16 protein-coding genes are annotated in these 21,205 nt (G+C 72.9%); 9 read left to right on the forward strand and 7 right to left on the reverse strand.

The window, feature by feature from the left end; genetic code table 11:
* The first annotated feature begins 110 nt into the window (after nt 1-110).
* The 3 genes from AB0O36_RS10445 to AB0O36_RS10455 all read left to right on the forward strand — a co-directional run bounded on the left by AB0O36_RS10445 (nt 111) and on the right by AB0O36_RS10455 (nt 3,086).
* Nucleotides 111-1,163, forward strand: a complete 1,053-nt coding sequence (locus AB0O36_RS10445; protein WP_365106966.1) for a DUF916 domain-containing protein — start codon at nt 111-113, stop codon at nt 1,161-1,163.
* 64 nt (nt 1,164-1,227) lie between these two features.
* Entirely contained in the window at nt 1,228-1,926 is a 699-nt protein-coding gene (locus AB0O36_RS10450; protein ID WP_365106968.1) for a hypothetical protein, read from the forward strand.
* Nucleotides 1,923-3,086: an NAD(P)-dependent oxidoreductase gene (locus AB0O36_RS10455; protein ID WP_365106970.1), complete on the forward strand. Its 1,164-nt coding sequence runs from the start codon at nt 1,923-1,925 to the stop codon at nt 3,084-3,086. Before AB0O36_RS10450 ends, AB0O36_RS10455 begins: the two co-directional genes overlap by 4 nt.
* An 82-nt stretch (nt 3,087-3,168) precedes the next feature.
* On the opposite strand, the gene AB0O36_RS10460 is transcribed toward AB0O36_RS10455, so the two are convergent.
* The 4 genes from AB0O36_RS10460 to iolC are packed head-to-tail and all read right to left on the reverse strand — an operon-like array spanning nt 3,169 to nt 8,492.
* Nucleotides 3,169-4,668, reverse strand: a complete 1,500-nt coding sequence (locus tag AB0O36_RS10460; RefSeq protein WP_365106973.1) for a CoA-acylating methylmalonate-semialdehyde dehydrogenase — start codon at nt 4,666-4,668, stop codon at nt 3,169-3,171.
* 13 nt (nt 4,669-4,681) lie between these two features.
* On the reverse strand, nt 4,682-6,550 hold the full coding sequence (gene iolD, locus AB0O36_RS10465) for a 3D-(3,5/4)-trihydroxycyclohexane-1,2-dione acylhydrolase (decyclizing) (RefSeq protein WP_365106976.1): 1,869 nt from the start codon (nt 6,548-6,550) through the stop codon (nt 4,682-4,684).
* Nucleotides 6,547-7,557, reverse strand: a complete 1,011-nt coding sequence (iolB, locus tag AB0O36_RS10470) for a 5-deoxy-glucuronate isomerase (protein ID WP_365106978.1) — start codon at nt 7,555-7,557, stop codon at nt 6,547-6,549. The genes iolD and iolB overlap by 4 nt, the downstream gene beginning before the upstream one ends.
* Nucleotides 7,548-8,492 carry a 5-dehydro-2-deoxygluconokinase gene (gene iolC / locus AB0O36_RS10475; protein WP_365107560.1) on the reverse strand — a complete coding sequence of 315 codons (945 nt, stop codon included), beginning with the start codon at nt 8,490-8,492 and terminating at the stop codon, nt 7,548-7,550. The genes iolB and iolC overlap by 10 nt, the downstream gene beginning before the upstream one ends.
* Before the next feature lie 71 nt (nt 8,493-8,563).
* Here iolC and AB0O36_RS10480 point away from each other — a divergent pair, with 71 nt between their 5' ends.
* From AB0O36_RS10480 to AB0O36_RS10490, 3 genes are all read left to right on the forward strand, one after another.
* A complete protein-coding gene (locus AB0O36_RS10480; protein WP_365106981.1) occupies nt 8,564-9,478 on the forward strand; it encodes a sugar phosphate isomerase/epimerase in 915 nt (304 codons plus the stop codon).
* A 14-nt stretch (nt 9,479-9,492) separates the two neighbouring features.
* Entirely contained in the window at nt 9,493-10,506 is a 1,014-nt protein-coding gene (locus AB0O36_RS10485) for a Gfo/Idh/MocA family oxidoreductase (protein ID WP_365106984.1), read from the forward strand.
* Nucleotides 10,507-10,741: 235 nt separating this feature from the next.
* Entirely contained in the window at nt 10,742-10,936 is a 195-nt protein-coding gene (locus AB0O36_RS10490; protein WP_365106987.1) for a MerR family transcriptional regulator, read from the forward strand.
* A gap of 184 nt (nt 10,937-11,120) precedes the next feature.
* On the opposite strand, the gene AB0O36_RS10495 is transcribed toward AB0O36_RS10490, so the two are convergent.
* The gene (locus AB0O36_RS10495; protein ID WP_365106988.1) at nt 11,121-13,502 is read right to left on the reverse strand and encodes an MMPL family transporter; all 2,382 of its coding nucleotides are present in this window, start codon (nt 13,500-13,502) and stop codon (nt 11,121-11,123) included.
* Nucleotides 13,503-13,632: 130 nt separating this feature from the next.
* On the opposite strand from AB0O36_RS10495, the gene AB0O36_RS10500 reads away from it, so the two are divergent.
* The 3 genes from AB0O36_RS10500 to AB0O36_RS10510 all read left to right on the forward strand — a co-directional run bounded on the left by AB0O36_RS10500 (nt 13,633) and on the right by AB0O36_RS10510 (nt 17,151).
* Complete coding sequence (locus AB0O36_RS10500; RefSeq protein WP_365106991.1) at nt 13,633-14,283, forward strand: TetR/AcrR family transcriptional regulator; 651 nt, start codon at nt 13,633-13,635, stop codon at nt 14,281-14,283.
* A gap of 256 nt (nt 14,284-14,539) precedes the next feature.
* A complete protein-coding gene (locus AB0O36_RS10505; RefSeq protein WP_365106993.1) occupies nt 14,540-14,767 on the forward strand; it encodes a cation transporter in 228 nt (75 codons plus the stop codon).
* Between the two features lie 119 nt (nt 14,768-14,886).
* Complete coding sequence (locus AB0O36_RS10510) at nt 14,887-17,151, forward strand: heavy metal translocating P-type ATPase (RefSeq protein WP_365106995.1); 2,265 nt, start codon at nt 14,887-14,889, stop codon at nt 17,149-17,151.
* A 353-nt stretch (nt 17,152-17,504) separates the two neighbouring features.
* On the opposite strand, the gene AB0O36_RS10515 is transcribed toward AB0O36_RS10510, so the two are convergent.
* Both AB0O36_RS10515 and AB0O36_RS10520 read right to left on the reverse strand, forming a co-directional pair.
* Nucleotides 17,505-18,794: a citrate synthase gene (locus tag AB0O36_RS10515; protein WP_365106997.1), complete on the reverse strand. Its 1,290-nt coding sequence runs from the start codon at nt 18,792-18,794 to the stop codon at nt 17,505-17,507.
* Nucleotides 18,795-18,976: 182 nt separating this feature from the next.
* On the reverse strand, nt 18,977-21,205 hold the full coding sequence (locus AB0O36_RS10520) for an ATP-dependent RecD-like DNA helicase (RefSeq protein WP_365106999.1): 2,229 nt from the start codon (nt 21,203-21,205) through the stop codon (nt 18,977-18,979).

Here is a 21,205-nt window from a genome sequence, read left to right on the forward strand (position 1 = left end):
TTTTTCTTTTGTGTTTTTTTCTTATTTTTATCCGATCGGGTCCGGGGGGGGGGGGGGGCCCCGCCCCCCCACCACCCTCGTCCTGTTCCGGCCCTCCTGGAGACCCGCCCATGCAGCCTGCCCTCCGCACCCGAACCGGCCTCGCCGCGCTGCTCCTGTTGCTCGCCGGCGTCCTGCTGCTGGTGCCCGCCGCGCCCGCCCGGGCCGCCGACAACGGCACCTGGAGCGTGTTCCCCACCCCGCCGGCCGGGGCGCAGATGCCCGACCGCGCGTACTTCTTCCACCAGGGCGCGGCCGGTACGACGGTGCGCGACAGCGTGACCGTCCACAACACCTCCGACAGGGAACTGAGCTTCAAGGTCTTCGCCACCGATGCCGTCAACACCCCGGTGGGCGGGGCGTTCGCGCTGCTGCCGGCGGAGACCGCGCCCAAGGACCTGGGCACCTGGATCCGCCTCGGGCCGGAGGCCGCCGACGGGGCCGGCGGGACGGTCACCGTGCCCGCCAAGGGCCGCAGGGACATCCCGTTCACCGTCACCGTGCCCGAGGACGCCATCCCGGGCGACCACGTGGGCGGGATCGTCGCGCTCGGCACGGCCGTCGAGGGCGTGGAGGGCGACGGCAAGGTCAAGGTGGGGGTGCGCCGTTCGGTGGGCGCACGCCTGTACTTCCGCGTGCCGGGGCCGGTGGCGGCCGGTCTGAGCGTGGAGGACGTACGGGTGGCGCGGCATGCGCCGCTGCTGCCGTGGATCGGCGGGAAGGCCACGGCCACCGTCTCGTACACCCTGGTCAACCGGGGCAACGTGGTGGTCTCGCCGACGCTGGCGGTACGCGCCGAGGGGGCCTTCGGCCGTACGGTGCGCAGCAGTCCGGCCCGTGACCTGAAACTGGTGCTGCTGCCGGGCCAGCGCATCGAGCTGACCGAACCATGGCCGGACGCACCCCAGTTGGACTGGGTGACCGTCACCCTCACCGCCGGCGCGGCGGACCAGCCCGGCCTGAAGGCCACGGGTGGGGCGGAGTTCGTGGCGGTGCCCTGGGCGGCGGCGGGCGTCCTGCTGGTGCTGACCGGGGCGGGCATCGCCGTGCTGGTGGTGCGCCGGCGCCGGACCGCCCCCCTCGAAGATCCAATTTCCGTACGGGACTTGGCCGAAACCCGTTGATCGGCGAGGCTGACCCCTGGCGTCCCGGCGCACGGCCGGACCGCTGACCAGGGGGGAGCCCACGATGGAGTGGACGGACACCAGAACCACGGCGGACGAAACCGGCCGCCCCGACCCGACGGCCGCCCCCGCCCCGGCGAGCGCACTGCTGTGGCGCGTCGAGGACGCGCTCGGTGACGGCACCTCGGTCTGGCTGCCCGGGGACGGCCTGCTGCGGCTGACCCTGCCGGTGTTCGGCGGCGGACCGGTGCCGGTCACCGTCGACGCGGTCGCGGACACGGTCCGTCCGGCGCGCGGGATCGTGTACCTGCTGCCCGGCGGAGGGCTGGACTTCACCGCCGCGTTCCTCACCCCGGCCGGGGCCGGGCAGGGCCTCGCGGAGCGGCTGTGCGACCGCGGCCTGCTGGTCGTCGGCGTCACCCCGCGCGAGGACGCGGCGGAGGCCGCGGACACCGCCGCCGGATGGGACCCGGAGGCGCACCACCGGGACCTGGCCGGGGTGGTGGCCGCGCTGGATCCCGTACTGCGCCTGCCGTACGCCTACGCCGGCCATGCCGAGGGGGCCGCCCTGGCCCTGGCCGCAACCGCCGCGGACGACTCGCCGCGCCTGCGCAGGCTGATGGAGGCGCACGCCCCCGGAGAGGGCCCGCACGCCGCCCTTCTCCCCGACCGCGCGCACGACCCCGCCCACACCGACCACCGCGCCCACGCCGGCCTCCTCGGAGACGCCCCTGCCCCCACGGCCGCCCGGGCCGTGCTGTGACCCGTGCCGCCGACCACGGCGCGGGCACACCCTCCGGCCCCGCCCGGCCGGAGCGGCCCCCTGCAGCGGCGGCTCCGGCGGGGGCGAGCGCGCCTCCGGCGCGTGTCCTCCTCCTCGACGCCGCCCCCGGCGACCTGCTCGACCGCGAGCTGGAGCGCCTGCTCGGCCATGGGCTGGCCGTCACCCTGAACCTCCGCCGGGTCGCCGACAAGGCCGCGGCCCGGGCCGCCTGGCAGGGCAGGGTGGAGTTCACCGACTTTGATCCCTTCGACGGGGAAGCGCTGATCGCGGAGACCCTCCGGGACGGCCACGGCCACGACGCGGTCAAATCCCGTGCCGGAGTCCCGTTTCGCGCCGCGTTCCTCGCGGCGGCGACCGCCCCCGGGATCAGCGCCCCGCTCCGGGTGATCGGCCGGGCCGGGGCGGGCACCGACCACGTCGACCTGCCGGCCGCGGCCCGGCACGGCGTCGCCGTCACCCACACCCCCGGGTCGAACGCCGAGGCGGTGGCCGAGTTCGCCCTGGCCCAGCTGCTCGCCCTGACCCGTGACCTGACCGCGTACGACGACGCCGCGCACCGCGGCCTCTGGCGCGCCCCCGCCGCCCCCGCCCGGGAGCTCTCCGAGCTCACCCTCGGCCTGGTCGGCGTGGGCCGGATCGCCTCGGCACTGGCGCGGCGGGCGACCGCCCTGGGCATGACGGTGCAGGGCCTCTCCCGGCGCCCCGCCGGTGCCGGGGACCCGGTGCGCCGGGCCGGCTCCCTCGGTGCGCTGCTCGGCAGCAGCGACGTGGTCTCCCTGCACCTGCCGCTCACGGCGGAGACCCGCGGACTGATCGGTGCCACGGAACTGGCCCTGATGCGCCCGGGGGCGGTCCTGCTGAACACCGCCCGCGGCGGCATCGTCGACGAGCAGGCCCTGGCGGACGCGCTCCGCGACCCCGCGCACCCCCTGGCCGCGGCCGCCGTCGACACCTTCGCCCGCGAACACGCCGCCTTCGCCTCGCCCCTCTTCGGCCTGCCGAACGCCCTGCTGACCCCGCACGTCGCGGGCATGTCGCGCACGGCGATGGCCGGCGCGGCGCTCGCCTGTGCGGACCACATGGCGGCCCTGCTGGCCGGCCGGTCCGAGGGCGTTCCCGTGGTGGCGCCGGCGGGCTGAGGGCGGAAACGGGCTCGCCCCCGCGTGAGGGTTGCGGGGGCGAGCGGTTCCGGCCGGCCTGCGGGCCGGGGCGGCGGTGGGGTCAGTGGTTGCGGGGGAAGCCCAGGTCGACGCCGGAGTGCGGCTCGGACGGGTCGGGCCAGCGGGTGGTGACGACCTTGCCGCGGGTGTAGAAGTGGATGCCGTCCGGGCCGTAGATGTGGTGGTCGCCGAAGAGCGAGTCCTTCCAGCCGCCGAAGGAGTGGTAGCCCACCGGGACCGGGATCGGCACGTTCACGCCGACCATGCCCGCCTGGACCTCCAGCTGGAAGCGGCGGGCCGCGCCGCCGTCCCGGGTGAAGATCGCGGTGCCGTTGCCGAACGGCGAGTCGTTGATCAGCGCCACGGCCTCCTCGTAGGTCTCGGCGCGCAGCACGCAGAGCACCGGGCCGAAGATCTCGTCGCGGTAGGCGTCGGAGTCGGTCTTGACGTTGTCCAGGAGGGACAGGCCGATCCAGTGGCCGTCCTCGAACCCGTCGACCGTGTAGCCGGTGCCGTCCAGGACCACGTCCGCGCCCTGCTCGGCGGCGCCGTGCACGTACGAGGCGACCTTGTCGCGGTGCACCTTGGTGATCAGCGGGCCCATCTCCGAGGTCGGGTCGTTGCCCGGGCCGATCTTGATCTTCTCGGCGCGCTCGCGGATCTTCTCGACCAGCGCGTCGCCGACGGCGCCGACCGCGACGACGGCCGAGATGGCCATGCAGCGCTCGCCGGCCGAGCCGTACGCCGCCGAGACCGCGGCGTCGGCGGCCGCGTCGAGGTCGGCGTCGGGCAGGACCAGCATGTGGTTCTTGGCGCCGCCCAGCGCCTGGACGCGCTTGCCGTTGGCGGAGGCGGTGGTGTGGATGTACCGGGCGATCGGGGTGGAGCCGACGAAGGAGACGGCCGCGACGTCCGGGTGGGCGAGGAGGGCGTCCACGGCGACCTTGTCGCCGTGGAGCACGTTCAGCACACCGTCCGGCAGGCCGGCCTGGCTCGCCAGCTCGGCCAGCTTGTTGGCGGCCGACGGGTCCTTCTCGCTCGGCTTGAGCACGAAGGTGTTGCCGCAGGCGATGGCCAGCGGGAACATCCACATCGGGACCATCGCCGGGAAGTTGAACGGAGTGATGCCGGCGACCACGCCGAGGGGCTGCCGGATCGCGGCCACGTCCACCCGGTTGGAGACCGAGGTCGACAGCTCGCCCTTGAGCTGCGTGGTGATCCCACAGGCCAGCTCGACGATCTCCAGACCGCGGGCGACCTCGCCCAGCGCGTCCGAGTGGACCTTGCCGTGCTCGGCGACGATCAGCTCGGCGATGGCGTCGCGGTTGGCGTCCAGCAGGGCGCGGTAGGCGAACAGCACCTTGGTGCGGGCGGCCAGCGAGGACTGGCCCCAGGTCCGGAACGCGTCCTTGGCGGCCTGGACCGCGGCGTCCACCTCGTCCACCGAGGCCAGCGCGACCCGGGTGGTGACCACGCCGGTCGCCGGGTCGGTGACCGGGCCGTAGTTGCCCGACGCGCCCTCGACGGTCTTGCCACCGATCCAGTGGTTGACGGTCTTCATTTGCCTTGCTCCTTCACAGATGGCGACGTCGCTGCGCGGCTTGCCGGTCGTACGCTTGGCGGGCTTCGATCGCGGCCGGACGGGTCGCGGCCTCGGCCACAGGAACATCCCACCACGCCTGTGCGGGGGGCGGGCCCGACACAGTGTCGGGCGTTCGGGTCTGTGTGTAGACACATGTGGGCCGGTCCGCGGCGCGCGCTTCGGCCAGGGCTTCCTGCAGGTCACGGACGGTGCGGGCGCGGATCACGGCCATTCCGAGGGAGGCCGCGTTGGCCGCGAGGTCCACGCCGGGCGTGTGCTCCGGGGCGAACGCGGTGCCGAGGCGTTCGCCCCCGACGGCCGCGGAGAGGCCGCCGATGGAGGCGTACCCCTGATTGTCCAGGATCACCAGTTTGAGCGGTACGCCCTCCTGTACGGCGGTGACCAGCTCGGTGGGGTTCATCAGGTACGTGCCGTCGCCGACCAGCGCCCACACCGGCCGGCCGGGCTCGGCGAGGCCGATGCCGAGGGCGGCCGGGATCTCGTATCCCATGCAGGAGTACCCGTACTCCACGTGGTACTGGAGCGGCGACCTGGTCCGCCACAGTTTGTGCAGGTCGCCTGGGAGCGATCCGGCCGCGTTGACCAGGACGTCCTCGCCGGTGACCACGGCGTCGAGGGCGCCGAGCACCTGTGCCTGGGTGGGGGCGAGGTCGAGGTCGGCGCCCTCGGCCCGGAAGGCCAGACCCACGCGGCGCTCCCAGTCCTCCTTGGCGGCGCCGTACGCCGCCGGGTACGCGGGGTCGACCCGGTGGCCGGCCAGCAGGGCGGCCAGCTCGCGGAGGGTCTCCCGGGCATCGCCGACGAGCGGCCGGGCGGCGGCCGGCTTGTGCGCGTCGTACGGATCGAGGTTGAGCCCGATGAAACGGACGTCAGGATTCCGGAACAGGGTCGAGGAGGCGGTGGTGAAATCGCTCAGCCGGGTCCCGGCGGCGATCACCAGGTCGGCTCCGCGGGCGAGGTCGTTCGCGGGGGCGGTCCCGGTGTGGCCCACCCCGCCCACGTCCGCCGGATGGTCGTGGGGCAGGGAGCCCTTGCCGGCCTGGGTGGAGGCCACCGGGATGCCGGTGGCCCCGGCGAACGCGGCCAGCTCGGTCTGGGCCCCGCTGTACCGGATCCCTCCGCCCGCGATGATCAGCGGCCGGGCGGCGGCCCGGACGGCCCCGGCCGCGGCCTCCAGCTCGTCCCGGTCGGGCCGGGGCCGGCGCACGGCCCACACCCGCTCCGCGAAGAACTCCTCCGGCCAGTCATGCGCCTCGGCCTGTACGTCCTGGGGCAGCGCCAGGGTGACGGCCCCGGTGGCGACCGGGTCGCTGAGCACCCGCATGGCCTGCAGGGCGGCGGGGATCAGCGCCTCGGGGCGGGTGATCCGGTCGAAGTACCGGGACACCGGCCGCAGGGTGTCGTTGACGGACAGGTCACCGGCGTACGGCACCTCCAGCTGCTGGAGCACCGGGTCGGCGGGCCGGCCGGCGAACACGTCGCCGGGCAGCAGCAGCACCGGGATCCGGTTGATCGTCGCCCCGGCGGCACCGGTGACCAGATTGGTCGCGCCGGGCCCGATGGAGGTGGTGACGGCGTGGGCGGACAGCCGCCCGCTGTGCCGGGCGTACCCGACGGCCGCGTGCACCATCGCCTGCTCGTTGCGCCCCTGCAGGAAGGGCATCTCCTTGCCGCCGGTCTCCAGCAGGGCCTGCCCGATCCCGGCCACGTTGCCGTGCCCGAAGATGCCCCAGGTCGCGGCGATCAGGCGGTGCCTGCGCCCGTCGCGCTCGGTGAACTGCCGGCTCAGGAACGCGATCAGCGCCTGGGCGGTGGTCAGCCTCAGGGTGCGAGTGCTCATCGGCGGGCCTCCTCCGCCCGGTGGAAGGGCAGCCGGGGGTCGGTGTCCAGCCCCTCCCAGGTCTCCCGGATCCAGGCGTGACCGGGATGGTCCCGGATCAGCCACTCCCGTTCCGCTCCCGGCCCGGCCATCACGTTCAGGTAGTACATGTCGTGCCCCGGGGCGGCGATGGAGGGCCCGTGCCACCCGTCGGGAATCAACACGGCGTCCCCGGTCCGCACCTCGGCGAGCACATCGGTCTTCCCGGCGGGCGAAGGCGTCACCCGCTGGTACCCCACTCCGGGGGTGTCCCCGTGCGGGGCGATCTCGAACCAGTAGATCTCCTCCAGTTCGGACTCCTCCCCGGGATGCTCCTCGTCGTGCTTGTGCGGCGGGTACGAGGACCAGTTCCCGCCGGGGGTCAGCACCTCGACGGCGATCAGCCGGTCACACGCGAAGGCGTCCGCGGCGGCGAAATTGTTGACCTGCCGCGAGCAGGACCCGCGCCCCCGCAGCTCGACGGCCACGTCCCGCCCGGCCCCGTACCGTGCCGGCAGCCGCCGCTCGCACCGCGCCCCGGCCAGCGCGAACCTCCCGCCCTCCGCGGACCGCACCTCGACCTCCGCGTCCCGCGGCACATAGGCGAAGTCGCTCGTCGCCTCGAACACGCTCCCCCGCCCGAGCAACTCGAACACGACGGGCTCCCCGCCCTCGGCAGAGCGGGGCACGGGGTCCGGGGCGGAGCCCCGACCGGGGTCCGGGGCGGAGCCCCGAGGGGGGTGTGGGGGCGCGGCCCCCGCGGACGGGGTCCGGGGCTGAGCCCCGGCACCCGGCGGAGCCGCATGACCGGACACAGCGGGAAGGGGCGGGGTGGGGAAACGCTCCGCGCAGCGGACCACGCACCCGCCGGACAGCGGCAGCACGACCCACTCCGCGTCCCCGCACGCGAACGCGTACGCCTCACCCGGCCCGAGCTCCAGGATCCGCAGCCGCGTCAGCTCCATCGCGTGCTCCGAAATCACCGGCACGACGCCAGCACCTCCTCCACCTCCGCCGCGTACGGCATGGCGGACGAGCACTCCAGCCGCCCCGCCACGATCGCCCCCGCCGCGTTCCCGTACCGCACGGCCCGCTCCGGCCCCCACCCCGCCAGCAGCCCGTGACACAGCGCACCCCCGAACGCGTCCCCCGCGCCGAGCCCGTTGACCACCTCCACCTTCACCGGCGGGACCTCCACCACCGTCCCGTCCCGGTGCGCCGCCAGCACCCCGTCCGGGCCGCGCTTCACCACGGCCAGTTCCACCCCCGCCGCCAGCAGCGCCCGTGCCGCCGCGTACGGCTCCTGCTCGCCCGTCGCGATCCCGCACTCCTCCGTGTTCCCGACGGCCACCGTCGCGGAGGCCAGGGCCCGCGCGTACCAGGGGGCCGGGTCCGAGGACCACAGCACGGGCCGCCAGTCCAGGTCGAACACCGTGGTCCCGGACTTCGCCCGCGCCTCCAGCGCGGCCAGGGTGGCCGTCCGGCCCGGTTCCTCACTCAGCCCGGTGCCGGTCATCCAGAACACGCGTGCGGAGCGCACCGCGTCCAGGTCCAGTTCCTCCGTGCGGATCTCCAGGTCCGGCGCCTTCGGCTCCCGCCGGAAGTGGATCGGGAAGTGGTCGGGCGGGAAGATCTCGCAGAAGGCCAGCGGGGTCGGATACGCCGCCACCTCGCCCACCCACCGGTCGTCCACGCCGAAGCGCCGCAGCTCGGCCCTCAGGTACGCGCCGAAGGGATCGGCACCGGTGCGGGTGATCAGCGCGCACCGGCGCCCCAGCCGGGCCGCGGCGACCGCGACGTTGGCCGGGGAGCCGCCCAGGAACTTCCCGAAGGTGTCCGCCTCGGCGAGTGGCACCCCGCTGCGGAGCGGGTAGAGATCCACGCCGATGCGTCCCATCGTGATCAGGTCGAACGGTTCCGACAGGTCGGCGGACGGGTCGGTACGCACAGTCAAGTCCTCCCAGTTTCCCCACAATGCAGCCTAAGGTGGCCGTTATGACGTCCTCCCCGCCCGCGTTGACCCGTATCCGTGTCGGTTCGGCTCCGGACTCCTGGGGAGTGTGGTTTCCGGACGATCCGCGGCAGACCGGCTGGGCCCGTTTCCTCGACGAGGTGGCCGACGCCGGGTACGAGTGGATCGAGCTCGGCCCGTACGGATACCTCCCCACCGATCCGGTCCGGCTGGCCGAGGAGACCGCGAAGCGCGGTCTGCGGGTCTCGGCCGGGACGGTCTTCACCGGACTCCATCACGGGCCGGCGGTCTGGGACCGGACCTGGGAGCACGTGTCGCAGGTGGCGGAGCTCACCCGCGCGATGGGCGCGGAGCACCTGGTGGTGATCCCCTCCTTCTGGCGGGACGACAAGACCGGAGAAGTGCTGGAGGACCGGACCCTGACCGCCGGACAGTGGCGCGAACTGGCCCGGCAGACCGAGCGCCTGGGCCGGGAGGTGCGGGAGCGGCACGGGCTGCGGATCGTGGTGCACCCGCACGCCGACACGCACATCGACACCCCCGAGAACGTGACCCGCTTCCTGGACGCGACCGACGCCGACCTGGTGTCGCTGTGCCTGGACACCGGGCACTACGCGTACTGCGGCGGGGACAGCGTGGAGCTGATCGAGACCTTCGGGGAGCGCATCGGCTATCTGCACCTCAAGCAGGTGGACCCGCGGATCCTCGCCGAAGTCCGTGCGGGACAGGTGCCGTTCGGGCCGGCGGTGGCGCGCGGGGTGATGTGCGAGCCGCCGTCCGGGGTGCCCGCGCTGGAGCCGGTGCTGGCCGCGGCACAGCGGCTCGGCACCGACCTGTTCGCCATCGTCGAGCAGGACATGTACCCCTGCGAGCCGTCCCGGCCGCTGCCCATCGCCCGGCGCACCCGCGCCTATCTGCGCTCCTGCGGCGCCCGTTGAGAGGCTTTCCGGACATGACCAGCACGCTCGGCATCGCGGTGATCGGCACCGGGAAGATGGGCGCCGACCACGTCCGCCGGATCGGGCACTCGGTGGGCGGTGCCCGGGTGGTGGCGGTGGCCGACCCGGACGGCGACCGGGTCAAGGAGGTCGCGGCGGGCCTGGAGGGCGCCTCCGCGCACACCGACCCGGTGGCGGCACTGTCCGCGCCCGGCGTCGGGGCGGTCCTGATCGCCTCTCCGGGACCGGCCCACGAGGAGGCCCTGCTGGCGGCTCTGGAGCGGGAGCTCCCGGTGCTGTGCGAGAAGCCGCTGACCCCGGACCCGGCCGCCGCCCTGCGCGTCCTGGAGGCGGAGCGGCGGCTGGGGCGGCGCCTGGTCCAGGTGGGTTTCATGCGCCGGTTCGACGCCGAGTACGAGCGGCTGAAGGGACTGCTGGACTCCGGCGGGATCGGGCGGCCGATGTTCCTGCACTGCCGTCACCGGAACGCCTCTTCCCCCTCCTTCTTCACCAGTTCGATGCTCATCAGCGACTCGGTGGTGCACGAGGTGGACGCCGCCCGCTGGCTGCTCGGCCAGGAGGTCACGGCGGTGACCGTGCTCTCTCCGGCCGCTTCCTCCGCCGCCCCCGGGGGACTGCGCGATCCGCAGCTGGTGCTGCTGGAGACCTCGGGCGGCGCCATCGTGGACGTGGAGATCTTCGTCAACTGCGGCTTCGGCTACCAGGTGCAGGTCGAGGCGGTCGGCGAGGCGGGCAGCGCCCGGATCGGTGACGCGGGGGCGATGGTCGTGCAGGCGGCGGGCCGCCGTTACGACGAGGTCCCGCAGGACTTCACCGTGCGCTTCGCGGACGCCTACGACCGGCAGCTCCGCCGGTGGGTGGCCGCAGCCGCCCGCGGCGGGGTGGACGGCCCGGACGTCTGGGACGGCTACGCAGCCGCCGCCGTGTCGGAGGCCGGACTCACCGCCCTGCGGACCGGCACCCGCACCGCGGTGGAACTGGCCGAGCGGCCCCCGCTCTACCGCTGAAACCCCTTTCGCCACGGCCGGCTCCCGTGTCACCACGGTCACGGGAGTCGGCCCCCGGTCACGCTTGTCCGCGTTACGCGGGTCTTCCGTCACAGCCGTGCGACAGCCCCTCCCCTGCCCTCTGGCGTGGTCGTTCTCCGGGCACAACCCGAGTCGAGTGATCGTCAGCGTCCACGCTCCGGCTCCCCCCGACGGCCTCCCGGCCGACCCCGGTACGTGGACAAGGAGGTGTGCCATGACCGACCGGAAGCTGTGGTCGTACAAGGAGATCGCCGCCCACATCCGGGTCCAGCCCGACACCGTGCGCTCGTACCGCAAGCACGGGCTGCTCCCCCCGCCCGATCATGTGGAGGGCGGCAAGCCCTTCTGGTACGCCGACACGGTCCGCGCCTGGGTGGCCCGGCGCCCCGGCAACCGCGGCGGCCGCTAGCCGGTGGCAGCATCGTTGCCGGTATCCGGACCGGCCTCCGGACCGGTCTCCGGACCGGTCTCCGGACCGGTCTCCGGACCGGTCTCCGGACCGGCCTCCGCATCGGTGTCCGGAAGCCTGCTTCACCTCCCCGGCGACGCCCCGGCGGCTCCGGCCGCCGGGGCGCGGGCCGCCCGGCCCCGCCTTACTGGCCCGCCCCGGCCAGTACCTTCGCCTCCCCTTCCTCCTCCTTCTGCCCCTTCTGCCCCTTCTCCTCGCGCTGTTCCGGCTGCTCCTGCTCCACCGGCCGCTCCACCGGGGCCTGCGCCGGCTCGCCCTCACTGAGTCCGAACCGGTCGTGCAGACGGCGCAGCGGGCCCGGCGCCCACCAGGTGGCCCGGCCGGTCAGCTTCATCACGGCCGGCACCAGCAGGCTGCGCACCACCATCGCGTCCATCAGCACCGCCAGCGCGATGCCCAGCCCGAGCATCTTGGTGTTGGTGACCCGAGAGGTGCCGATGGCCACCATCACCACCGCGAGGATCACCGCGGCCGCGGTGATCAGTCCGCCCGTCCTGGCCAGACCGGTGCGGACGGCTCCCTCGTGGTCGCCGGTCCGGTCGTACTCCTCCTTGATCCGGGATATGAGGAACACCCCGTAGTCCATGGAGAGTCCGAAGGCGATGCAGAACATCAGCACCGGCAGGTTGGTCTCGATGTCCCCGGTCGCGGTGAAGGAAAGCAGTCCGGACAGGTGGCCCTCCTGGAACACCCACACCACCGCACCGAACATCGCCGTCAGGCTGAGCGCGTTCAGCAGCACCGCCTGGAGCGGGATCAGCACGCTGCCGCTGAGCAGGAAGACCAGCAGCAGGGTCGCCACGGTGATCAGGGCGAGCGCCCACGGCAGCTTCTCCGCGATCGCGTCCTGGGCATCGACCAGGACGGCCGCCTTGCCCGTCACCGCGGTGTCGAAGGGGGCGTCCACCCCGCGCACCTCGCCCACCAGGTCCTGCGCCTGCCCGCCGATGGCCTCGCCCTCACCGACGACCGTGAAGTACGCGGAGGACCCCGAGACGACCGGCCCCTCGACCCGGAGCGTCCCGGGCAGGGCGTCCAGCCGCGCCCGGTACTCCCGGTACTGCCCGGCGTTCGCCGCGCCCTCGGCGAAGACGACCAGCCCGTCGCCGGGGCCGCCCGGGAAACCGTCCCGGATCTGCTGCTGGACGAGGTGCGAGGCAGCGGTCTCCGGCAGCTGCCGGTCGTCGACCGTGCCGAACTTCACCCCGAGGAAGGGCAGTCCGAGGAGCAGCAGGCCCGCCGTGGTGGCCACCGCGAACAGCGGGGCCCGGCGCATCACCAGCGCGGCCGACCGCGCCCAGCCCCGCCCCTCGGCGCCCTCGGCGGCCGCCGCACCGGCCCCGGCGGTACGGCGCCGGCGCCACAGGCGCCTCAGGTCCAGCGAGTTGACCCGGTCCCCCAGCAGCACCAGCGCGGCCGGCAGCAGGGTCAGTGCCGCCCCGGCGGCGATCAGCACCACCGCGATCCCCGCGTAGGCGAAGGAGCGGAGGAAGTACATCGGGAAGAGCAGCATCGCCGAGAGCGCGACCGCGACCGTCAGTGCGGAGAACAGGACCGTCCGCCCCGCCGTCCGCAGCGTGGCGCCGACCGCCGCGACCGGTTCCCGGCCGGCCGCCAGCTCCTCCCGGTACCGCCGCACGATGAACAGGGCGTAGTCGATGGCCAGTCCGAGGCCGAGGGCCGTGGTCAGGTTCAGCGCGAAGACCGAGACCTCGGTGACCTCGCTGAGTCCGCGGAGCACCGCGTTGGTCCCGAGGATGGCGACGATGCCGACGCCCAGCGGCAGCAGGGCCGCGATCGCGCTGCCGAAGACCAGGACGAGCAGTACGAGGGTGACCGGCAGGGCGATCAGCTCGGCGCGGAGCAGGTCTTCCTGGATGGTGGTGGTGATCTCGCGCTGGACGGCGGCCGGTCCGCCGAGCGACACGTTCACCGGTCCGTGGGTGCCGCGGTACTCCGGCTCGATCCGGTCGAGCACCGCCGTGGCGGTCTTGGCTTCGCCCTGGATGCGGGCGGCGATCAGCGCCTGCCTGCCGTCCTTCGACTTCAGGGTGGGCAGTCCCGTCCGCCAGTACGAGCCGACGCCGGTGATCCCCGGTTCGGCGGCGAGCCGGGCGGTGAGCCGGTCCGCTTCGGCGGCCACGGCCGGATCGTCGACCCCGGCCGGCCCGACGCCCGGACCGGCGTCCACCAGGAGCAGCAGGTTCGGCTGGGAGGCGGGGAAGTCGCGCTCCAGGGCCCGGGTGGCATAGGTGGACTGCGCGTCCGGGTTCTCCCAGCCGCCGCTCGCCAGCCGGTCGGCGACCCCGCCGCCCGCGAGCACGGCCAGGGCGGTCAGGACCAGTGCGATCAGCAGGGACAGCCGGGGCCGGGCGGTGACCACACGCGTCCAGCCGCCCACCCCCGCCGGACGGCTCTCTCCCCCGCGCTGCCCGGCTTCCACTCCGCGTCCTCCCCTGTCGCTCTGCCGGTCCGGCCGATGATCTGCCTGTTTGACTTCGGGCATGGCTCGGTGTCCCCTTCACCGTGATTGCCAGCCGGAATAAACTGGCAAACACGAGCACTCGCTCGCGTTTCTCAAGAATGCGAGCGAGCTCTCGCGTTTGTCAATCACCCTGGGGAAGGAAGGGATCGCCGTGCCCGAGGAGAAACGGGCGAACGCAGCCAAGAAGGTCGCGGCTCCGCGCCGCCAGGCCCGCGGGGAGCGCCGCATCGCCCAGCTCCTGGAGGCGGCCGCCGGCGTGTTCTGCAGGTCGGGGTACGCGGCCGCGAGCACCAACTCGATCGCCCGGGAGGCGGGCGTCTCGCCCGGCACGCTCTACCAGTTCTTCCCGAACAAGGAGGCCATCGCCGTCGAGCTCGGCGGCCGCCTGCTGGAACGGGCCAACGAGATGCACGGCCAGGCCTTCCTGCCGGAGAACCTCGACAGACCCCTGCCCGAGCTGCTCGACGCCGTCCTCGACCCGCTCATCGAGTTCCAGTGCGAGAACCCGGCCTTCTGGGCCCTGATGCACGGCTCCGGAGTGCCCGGCATCACCCAGGAGCACCAGACCCTGCACGCCGGCATGCTCGCCCGGGTCGAGAGCGTGCTGCGCAGCTTCCGCCCGGACGCCACTCCCGCCGAGGTGCACCTCACCGCCAACGTGATCCTGGGCATCTTCAAGTCCTCGATGGACCTGATCCTGGCCTCCGAGGGCGAGGAGCGCGCCGCGTACGTCACCGAGCTCAAGACGGTGTTGCGGCGCTACCTGGAGCCGATGGTCACCACGCCCCCGACCACCCGCTGACCCGACCGCGGGCACGGCCGTGAGCACGGCCTCGGGTGCCGGACCTCAAGGGGCCCGGCGCCCGAGGCCCGCCCCCCGGAGCCGGGCCCGCCGGCTCCGGGTCCTCGCGGCACCCGGGTGGCCGAAAGGGAATCCCCGGATCCGACACCGCTCGCTTAATACCCCCTAGGGGTATAATCTGTGGTGCGGCGGGAGGACCGTGGAACCACACGGGCCCTCAACCGCACCATCGGCCACCCCCGAAGAGGAGAACGACATGACCGCCGAGACGGACACCCGGACCACCACCGTCTACCGCGTGACCGGCATGACCTGCGGCCACTGCGAGGGCGCGGTGTCCGCCGAGCTCTCCGCCCTCCCCGGGGTCACCTCGGTCAAGGCCGTGGCCGCCACCGGAGAGGTCACCGTGGTCTCCGAGGCGCCGCTCGCCCTGGACGACGTACGCGCCGCGGTCGACGAGGCCGGCTACGAACTCGCCGAATAGGCGGCAGGGTTCCGGGGCCCGGACCGGGCCCCGGCTCCCCGCCCCGCACCACCCCGCCGGGCCGTGCCGCGCCGGACGACACCGGCCCCCGACGGCCCGGCCTTCCCCTGGAGCCGGACATGAGCAGCACCCTTGAGGTGGAGCTGACCATCGGCGGGATGACCTGCGCCTCCTGCGCGGCCCGCATCGAGAAGAAGCTCAACCGGATGGACGGCGTCACCGCCTCGGTGAACTACGCCACCGAGAAGGCGAAGGTCACCTACGACCCCGGGGTGGAGGTCGCCGACCTGATCGCCACGGTGGTGAAGACCGGGTACACGGCCGAGGAACCCCCGCCCCCTCCGGCCCCGGAACCGGCCGCCTCCGCCGCCCACCCGGCCGGCTCCGTCCCGGCCGCCGCCACCCCGGAGACCGACCCCGAGCTCGCCGCCCTGCGGCAGCGGCTGCGGGTCTCCGTGCTGCTCGCGGCTCCCGTGGTCCTGCTCTCGATGGTCCCGGCCCTCCAGTTCGACAACTGGCAGTGGCTCTGCCTCACCCTGGCCTCCCCCGTCGTCGTCTGGGGCGGCCTGCCCTTCCACCGGGCCGCCTGGAGCAACGCCCGGCACGGCGCCGCCACCATGGACACCCTGGTCTCCATCGGCACCCTCGCCGCCTACACCTGGTCCCTGTGGGCGCTGTTCTTCGGCCACGCCGGGATGACCGGCATGCGGCACGGCTTCGACCTCACGGCCGACCGCACCGACGCCTCCTCCTCCCTCTACCTGGAGGTCGCGGCCGGCGTCATCGCCTTCATCCTGCTCGGCCGCTATCTGGAGGCCCGCGCCAAACGGAAGGCCGGCGCCGCCCTGCACGCCCTGCTGGAACTCGGCGCCAAGGACGTCGCGGTGCTGCGCGACGGGCGCGAGGTGCGGATCCCGGTCACCGCGCTCGCCGTCGGCGACCGGTTCGCGGTCCGGCCCGGCGAGAAGATCGCCACCGACGGCACCGTCCTCGAAGGCGCCTCCGCCGTGGACACCTCGATGCTCACCGGCGAGTCCGTCCCCGTGGAGGTGGCGGCGGGCGACGCGGTCACCGGCGCCACCGTCAACACCTCCGGCCGACTCGTCGTCCGGGCCACCCGCGTCGGCGCCGACACCCAACTGGCCCGGATGGCCAGGCTGGTCGAGGAGGCGCAGAGCGGCAAGGCCCGGGTGCAGCGGCTCGCCGACCGGATCTCGGCCGTGTTCGTGCCCGTGGTCCTGCTGATCGCGCTCGGCACCTGGGCCGGCTGGCTCCTGGCCACCGACGACGCCACCGCCGCCTTCACCGCCGCCGTGGCCGTCCTGATCATCGCCTGCCCCTGCGCCCTCGGCCTGGCCACCCCGACCGCCCTGATGGTCGGCACCGGCCGCGGCGCCCAGCTCGGCATCCTGATCAAAGGCCCGGAAGTCCTCGAATCCACCCGCACCGTCGACACCGTCGTCCTGGACAAGACCGGCACCGTGACGACCGGCCGGATGACCCTCCTGGGCGTGCACCCCGCCGAGGGCACCGACGAGCACCAACTCCTGCGGCTGGCCGGAGCCCTGGAACACGCCTCCGAACACCCCATCGCCCAGGCCGTCGCCGCCGGCGCTGCCGAACGGGTCGGCACGCTCCCCGTCCCCACGGCGTTCACGGGTCTGCCCGGCCTCGGCGTCCGGGGCACCGTCGAGGGCCGCGAGGTGCTGGTCGGCCGTCAGAAACTGATGGCCGAGCAGGGGCTGACCGTCCCGCCCGGGCTGACCGTCGCCGTCTCCGAGGCCGAACGGTCCGGCCGTACGGCGGTCATGGCCGCCTGGGACGGGGCCGTCCGCGGGGTCCTGACCGTGGCCGACGCGGTCAAGCCCACCAGCGCCGAAGCGGTCTCCCTGCTGCGCGGTCTGGGCCTCACCCCGGTGCTGCTGACCGGCGACAACCAGGCCGTCGCCGAGGAGGTGGCCCGCGAGGTCGGCATCACCGAGGTCATCGCCGAGGTGCTGCCGCAGGACAAGGCGGAGGTGGTCGGCCGCCTCCAAGCCCGGGGCCGTACGGTCGCCATGGTCGGCGACGGCGTCAACGACGCCGCCGCGCTGGCCCGGGCCGATCTGGGCCTGGCCATGGGCACCGGCACCGACGCCGCGATCGAGGCCGCCGACCTCACCCTGGTCCGCGGTGACCTGCGGGTGGCCGCGGACGCCATCCGGCTGTCCCGCAGGACACTGGCCACCATCAAGGGCAACCTGTTCTGGGCCTTCGGGTACAACGTGGCGGCGCTGCCGCTGGCCGCCGCCGGACTGCTCAACCCGATGATCGCGGGGGCCGCCATGGCCTTTTCCTCGGTGTTCGTGGTCACCAACAGCCTGCGGCTACGATCTTTCCGCTGAGCCCGCCTCCCCCGCTCACACACAGTTCCTTCACGGGAGACGCAGATCACAGTGATCCCAACGTAACCATTCGGGGTGGTCGCGGGTCTAATGGGGCGATGCCAAGAACATCTTGGGGGATGTTCGCGGAGGTCTTGGGGGACGTCCGCGGCATCGGCTAGGCCGGGGCACGTGCCCTCGGGGAGCTTTGAGCGGCCCTCCCGACCCGTGCGGGTCCCGGCAGGCACCACAAACGCCCCGGTTCGGGTCCCGTGGGGGGAATCCGACCGGGGAACGGAAAGCGCCCCGACCGTCGACCCGTGGGGGGATCGACGGCGGGGCGCTTTCTCTTGCCCGGGGGCCGGGGCCGCGGGTCAGCGGGCCTCGACGGGGACGAAGTCGCGCAGGACCTCGCCGGTGTAGATCTGGCGCGGGCGGCCGATGCGGGAACCCGGCTCCTTGATCATCTCGTGCCACTGGGCGATCCAGCCGGGAAGGCGGCCGAGCGCGAAGAGCACGGTGAACATCTCGGTCGGGAAGCCCATGGCCCGGTAGATCAGACCGGTGTAGAAGTCCACGTTCGGGTAGAGGTTGCGCGAGACGAAGTAGTCGTCGGAGAGCGCGTGCTCCTCCAGCTTGAGCGCGATGTCGAGCAGCTCGTCGGACTTGCCGAGCGCCGAGAGGACATCGTGCGCCGCCGCCTTGATGATCTTCGCCCGCGGGTCGAAGCTCTTGTAGACGCGGTGGCCGAAGCCCATCAGGCGGACGCCGTCCTCCTTGTTCTTCACCTTGTTGATGAAGGAGTCCACGTCGCCGCCGTTGGCCTGGATGCCCTGGAGCATCTCCAGCACGGACTGGTTGGCGCCACCGTGCAGGGGGCCCCACAGGGCGCTGATGCCGGCGGAGATGGACGCGAACATGTTCGCCTGCGAGGAGCCGACCAGGCGGACGGTGGAGGTCGAGCAGTTCTGCTCGTGGTCCGCGTGCAGGATCAGGAGCTTGTCGAGCGCGGAGACCACGACCGGGTCGAGCTCGTACTCCTGGGCCGGCACGGAGAAGGTCATGCGCAGGAAGTTCTCGACGTAGCCGAGGTCGTTGCGCGGGTAGACCACCGGGTGGCCGACCGACTTCTTGTACGCGTACGCGGCGATCGTCGGCAGCTTGGCCAGCAGGCGGATCGTCGAGAGGTGGCGCTGCTTCTCGTCGAACGGGTTGTGGCTGTCCTGGTAGAACGTGGACAGCGCGCTGACCACGGAGGACAGCATCGCCATCGGGTGGGCGTCGCGCGGGAAGCCGTCGTAGAAGCGCTTGACGTCCTCGTGCAGCAGCGTGTGCTGGGTGATCTCGTTGCGGAACGTCGCGAGCTGGTCGACGGTCGGCAGCTCACCGTTGATCAGCAGGTAGGCGACCTCGATGAAGGTCGAGCGCTCCGCAAGCTGCTCGATCGGGTAACCGCGGTACCGCAGGATGCCCTGCTCGCCGTCGAGGTAGGTGATCGCGGATTTATAGGCGGCGGTGTTTCCGTAGCCGCTGTCCAAGGTGACCAGCCCGGTCTGAGCCCGGAGCTTCGCGATGTCGAAGCCCTTGTCACCGACGGTGCTCTCGACCACCGGGTAGGTGTATTCACCGTCCGCGTACCGCAGTACTACAGAGTTGTCGCTCACGTCATCCCTCACCGACGTAGTGCCTCTTCTTCGAGGTGCCCTGACTGCCTCTACCTTCCCCCATTTGGCGCAGGAGAGTGCACTCGGGGTCGGCCTTTGGTGTTTTTGACGGCACTGAGTGCCGCCAGCCCGCCTATCCTGCCCCCTCCGCGCCGGTGCTGGAACCCCAAATGATCGATCATTTAGGTGATGTTTCCCACCGGTATGCGGCCGGACAGCCTCGCGGCGACCGCCGTGTACCTCCTGCCTGCGGAAACGGTACGCACGGCCTGGGCCAGCGCCTTGCGTGAGCCGACCAGCACGACCAGTTTCTTCGCCCTGGTCACCGCCGTGTAGAGCAAGTTCCGCTGGAGCATCATCCAAGCCCCGGTGGTGACCGGGATCACCACGGCGGGATATTCACTCCCCTGGGAACGGTGGATGGTGACGGCGTAGGCGTGGGCCAGCTCGTCGAGCTCCGTGAAGTCGTACCCCACCTCCTCGTCCTCCTCCGTGCGGACCGTCAGGGTCTGCTCGTCCGGATCGAGCGCCGTGACCACGCCCACGGTGCCGTTGAAGACACCATTGGCGCCCTTCTCATAGTTGTTCCTGATCTGGGTGACTTTGTCACCCACACGGAAGACCCGGCCACCGAACCTCTTCTCCGGCAGCCCCGGCCGGGCCGGGGTGACCGCCTGCTGGAGCAGCCCGTTGAGGGTGCCCGCACCCGCCGGACCCCGGTGCATCGGCGCGAGGACCTGGACGTCCCGCCGCGGGTCCAGGCCGAAGCGCGCCGGGATCCGCCGGGCGGCCACGTCCACCGTCAGCCGGCCGGCCTCCTCGCCGTCCTCCTCGGCGAACAGGAAGAAGTCCGGCAACCCCTCGGTCAGCGGCGGGAGCCCGGTGTTGATGCGGTGCGCGTTGGTCACCACACCGGACTGCTGCGCCTGCCGGAAGATCCGGGTCAGCCGCACCGCAGGCACCGGCCCTCCCTCGGCCAGCAGGTCCCGCAGCACCTCCCCGGCACCCACCGACGGCAGCTGGTCCACGTCCCCGACGAGCAGCAGGTGGGCGCCCGGTGCCACCGCCTTGACCAGCTTGTTGGCCAGCAGCAGGTCCAGCATGGACGCCTCGTCGACCACGACCAGGTCCGCGTCGAGCGGCCGGTCCCGGTCGTACGCCGCGTCCCCGCCCGGCTTGAGCTCCAGCAGCCGGTGCACCGTCGACGCCTCCGCGCCGGTGAGCTCCGACAGCCGCTTGGCGGCCCTGCCCGTCGGGGCCGCCAGCACCACCTTGGCCTTCCTGGCACGGGCGAGCTCGACGATGGAGCGCACGGTGAAGGACTTGCCGCAGCCCGGTCCGCCGGTGAGCACGGCCACCCTGCGGGTCAGTGCCAGCTTCACCGCGTCCCGTTGCTCCGGCGCGAGCTCGGCCCCGGTCCGTCCGGCGAGCCAGCCCAGCGCCTTGTCCCAGTCCACGTCCCGGAAGCCCGGCATCCGGTCCTCCTCGGTCTGCAGCAGCCGGCGCAGCTGCCCGGCCAGGGAGAGCTCGGCCCGGTGGAAGGGCACCAGGTAGACCGCGGTCAGCGGCGGGCCGCCCTCCGGGTCCGGAACCGGCTCCCTCACCACCCCTTCGGGATCCGCGGCGAGTTCGGCCAGGCAGTCGATCACCAGCCCCGTGTCCACCTGGAGCAGTTTGACCCCGTCCGCGATCAGCCGTTCCTCGGGGAGGAAGCAGTGCCCCTGGTCGGTGGACTGGGACAGCGCGTACTGCAGCCCGGCCTTGACCCGTTCGGGGCTGTCGTGCGGGATGCCGACCGCCTGCGCGATCCGGTCGGCGGTGAGGAAGCCGATGCCCCAGACGTCGGCGGCCAGCCGGTAGGGCTGATTCTTCACCACCGAGACGGAGGCGTCCCCGTACTTCTTGTAGATGCGCACGGCGATGGAGGTGGAGACGCCGACGCCCTGGAGGAAGACCATGACCTCCTTGATGGCCTTCTGCTCCTCCCAGGCGGCGCCGATCATCCTGGTCCGCTTGGGCCCCAGGCCCGGCACCTCGACCAGCCGCTTCGGCTCGGTCTCGATGACCTCCAGGGTGTCCGTGCCGAAGTGTTCGACGATGCGGTCGGCGATCCTCGGGCCGATGCCCTTGATCAGCCCCGAGCCGAGGTACCGGCGTATGCCCTGGATCGTCGCGGGCAGCACCGTGCGGTAGTTCTCCACCGTGAACTGCCGTCCGTACTGCGGGTGGGAGCCCCAACGGCCCTCCATCCGCAGCGATTCGCCCGGCTGTGCGCCGAGCAGCGCCCCGACCACCGTCAGGAGGTCGCCGCCGCCGCGCCCCGTGTCCACCCGGGCGACCGTGTACCCGTTCTCCTCGTTGGCGTACGTGATCCGCTCCAGGACCCCTTCGACCACCGCCATGTTCGACAT

The organism is Streptomyces sp. NPDC089799 (assembly GCF_040684755.1).
GTDB lineage: Bacteria > Actinomycetota > Actinomycetes > Streptomycetales > Streptomycetaceae > Streptomyces.

Coding starts and splice junctions, on each gene's coding strand:
- AB0O36_RS10520 (WP_365106999.1), bottom strand. CDS start 21,205: ATGTCGAACATGGCGGTGGTCGAAGGGGTCCTGGAGCGGATCACGTAC.
- AB0O36_RS10510 (WP_365106995.1), top strand. CDS start 14,887: ATGAGCAGCACCCTTGAGGTGGAGCTGACCATCGGCGGGATGACCTGC.
- AB0O36_RS10505 (WP_365106993.1), top strand. CDS start 14,540: ATGACCGCCGAGACGGACACCCGGACCACCACCGTCTACCGCGTGACC.
- iolD (WP_365106976.1), bottom strand. CDS start 6,550: ATGAGCACTCGCACCCTGAGGCTGACCACCGCCCAGGCGCTGATCGCG.
- AB0O36_RS10460 (WP_365106973.1), bottom strand. CDS start 4,668: ATGAAGACCGTCAACCACTGGATCGGTGGCAAGACCGTCGAGGGCGCG.
- AB0O36_RS10495 (WP_365106988.1), bottom strand. CDS start 13,502: ATGCCCGAAGTCAAACAGGCAGATCATCGGCCGGACCGGCAGAGCGAC.
- AB0O36_RS10445 (WP_365106966.1), top strand. CDS start 111: ATGCAGCCTGCCCTCCGCACCCGAACCGGCCTCGCCGCGCTGCTCCTG.
- AB0O36_RS10485 (WP_365106984.1), top strand. CDS start 9,493: ATGACCAGCACGCTCGGCATCGCGGTGATCGGCACCGGGAAGATGGGC.
- AB0O36_RS10480 (WP_365106981.1), top strand. CDS start 8,564: ATGACGTCCTCCCCGCCCGCGTTGACCCGTATCCGTGTCGGTTCGGCT.
- AB0O36_RS10490 (WP_365106987.1), top strand. CDS start 10,742: ATGACCGACCGGAAGCTGTGGTCGTACAAGGAGATCGCCGCCCACATC.
- AB0O36_RS10450 (WP_365106968.1), top strand. CDS start 1,228: ATGGAGTGGACGGACACCAGAACCACGGCGGACGAAACCGGCCGCCCC.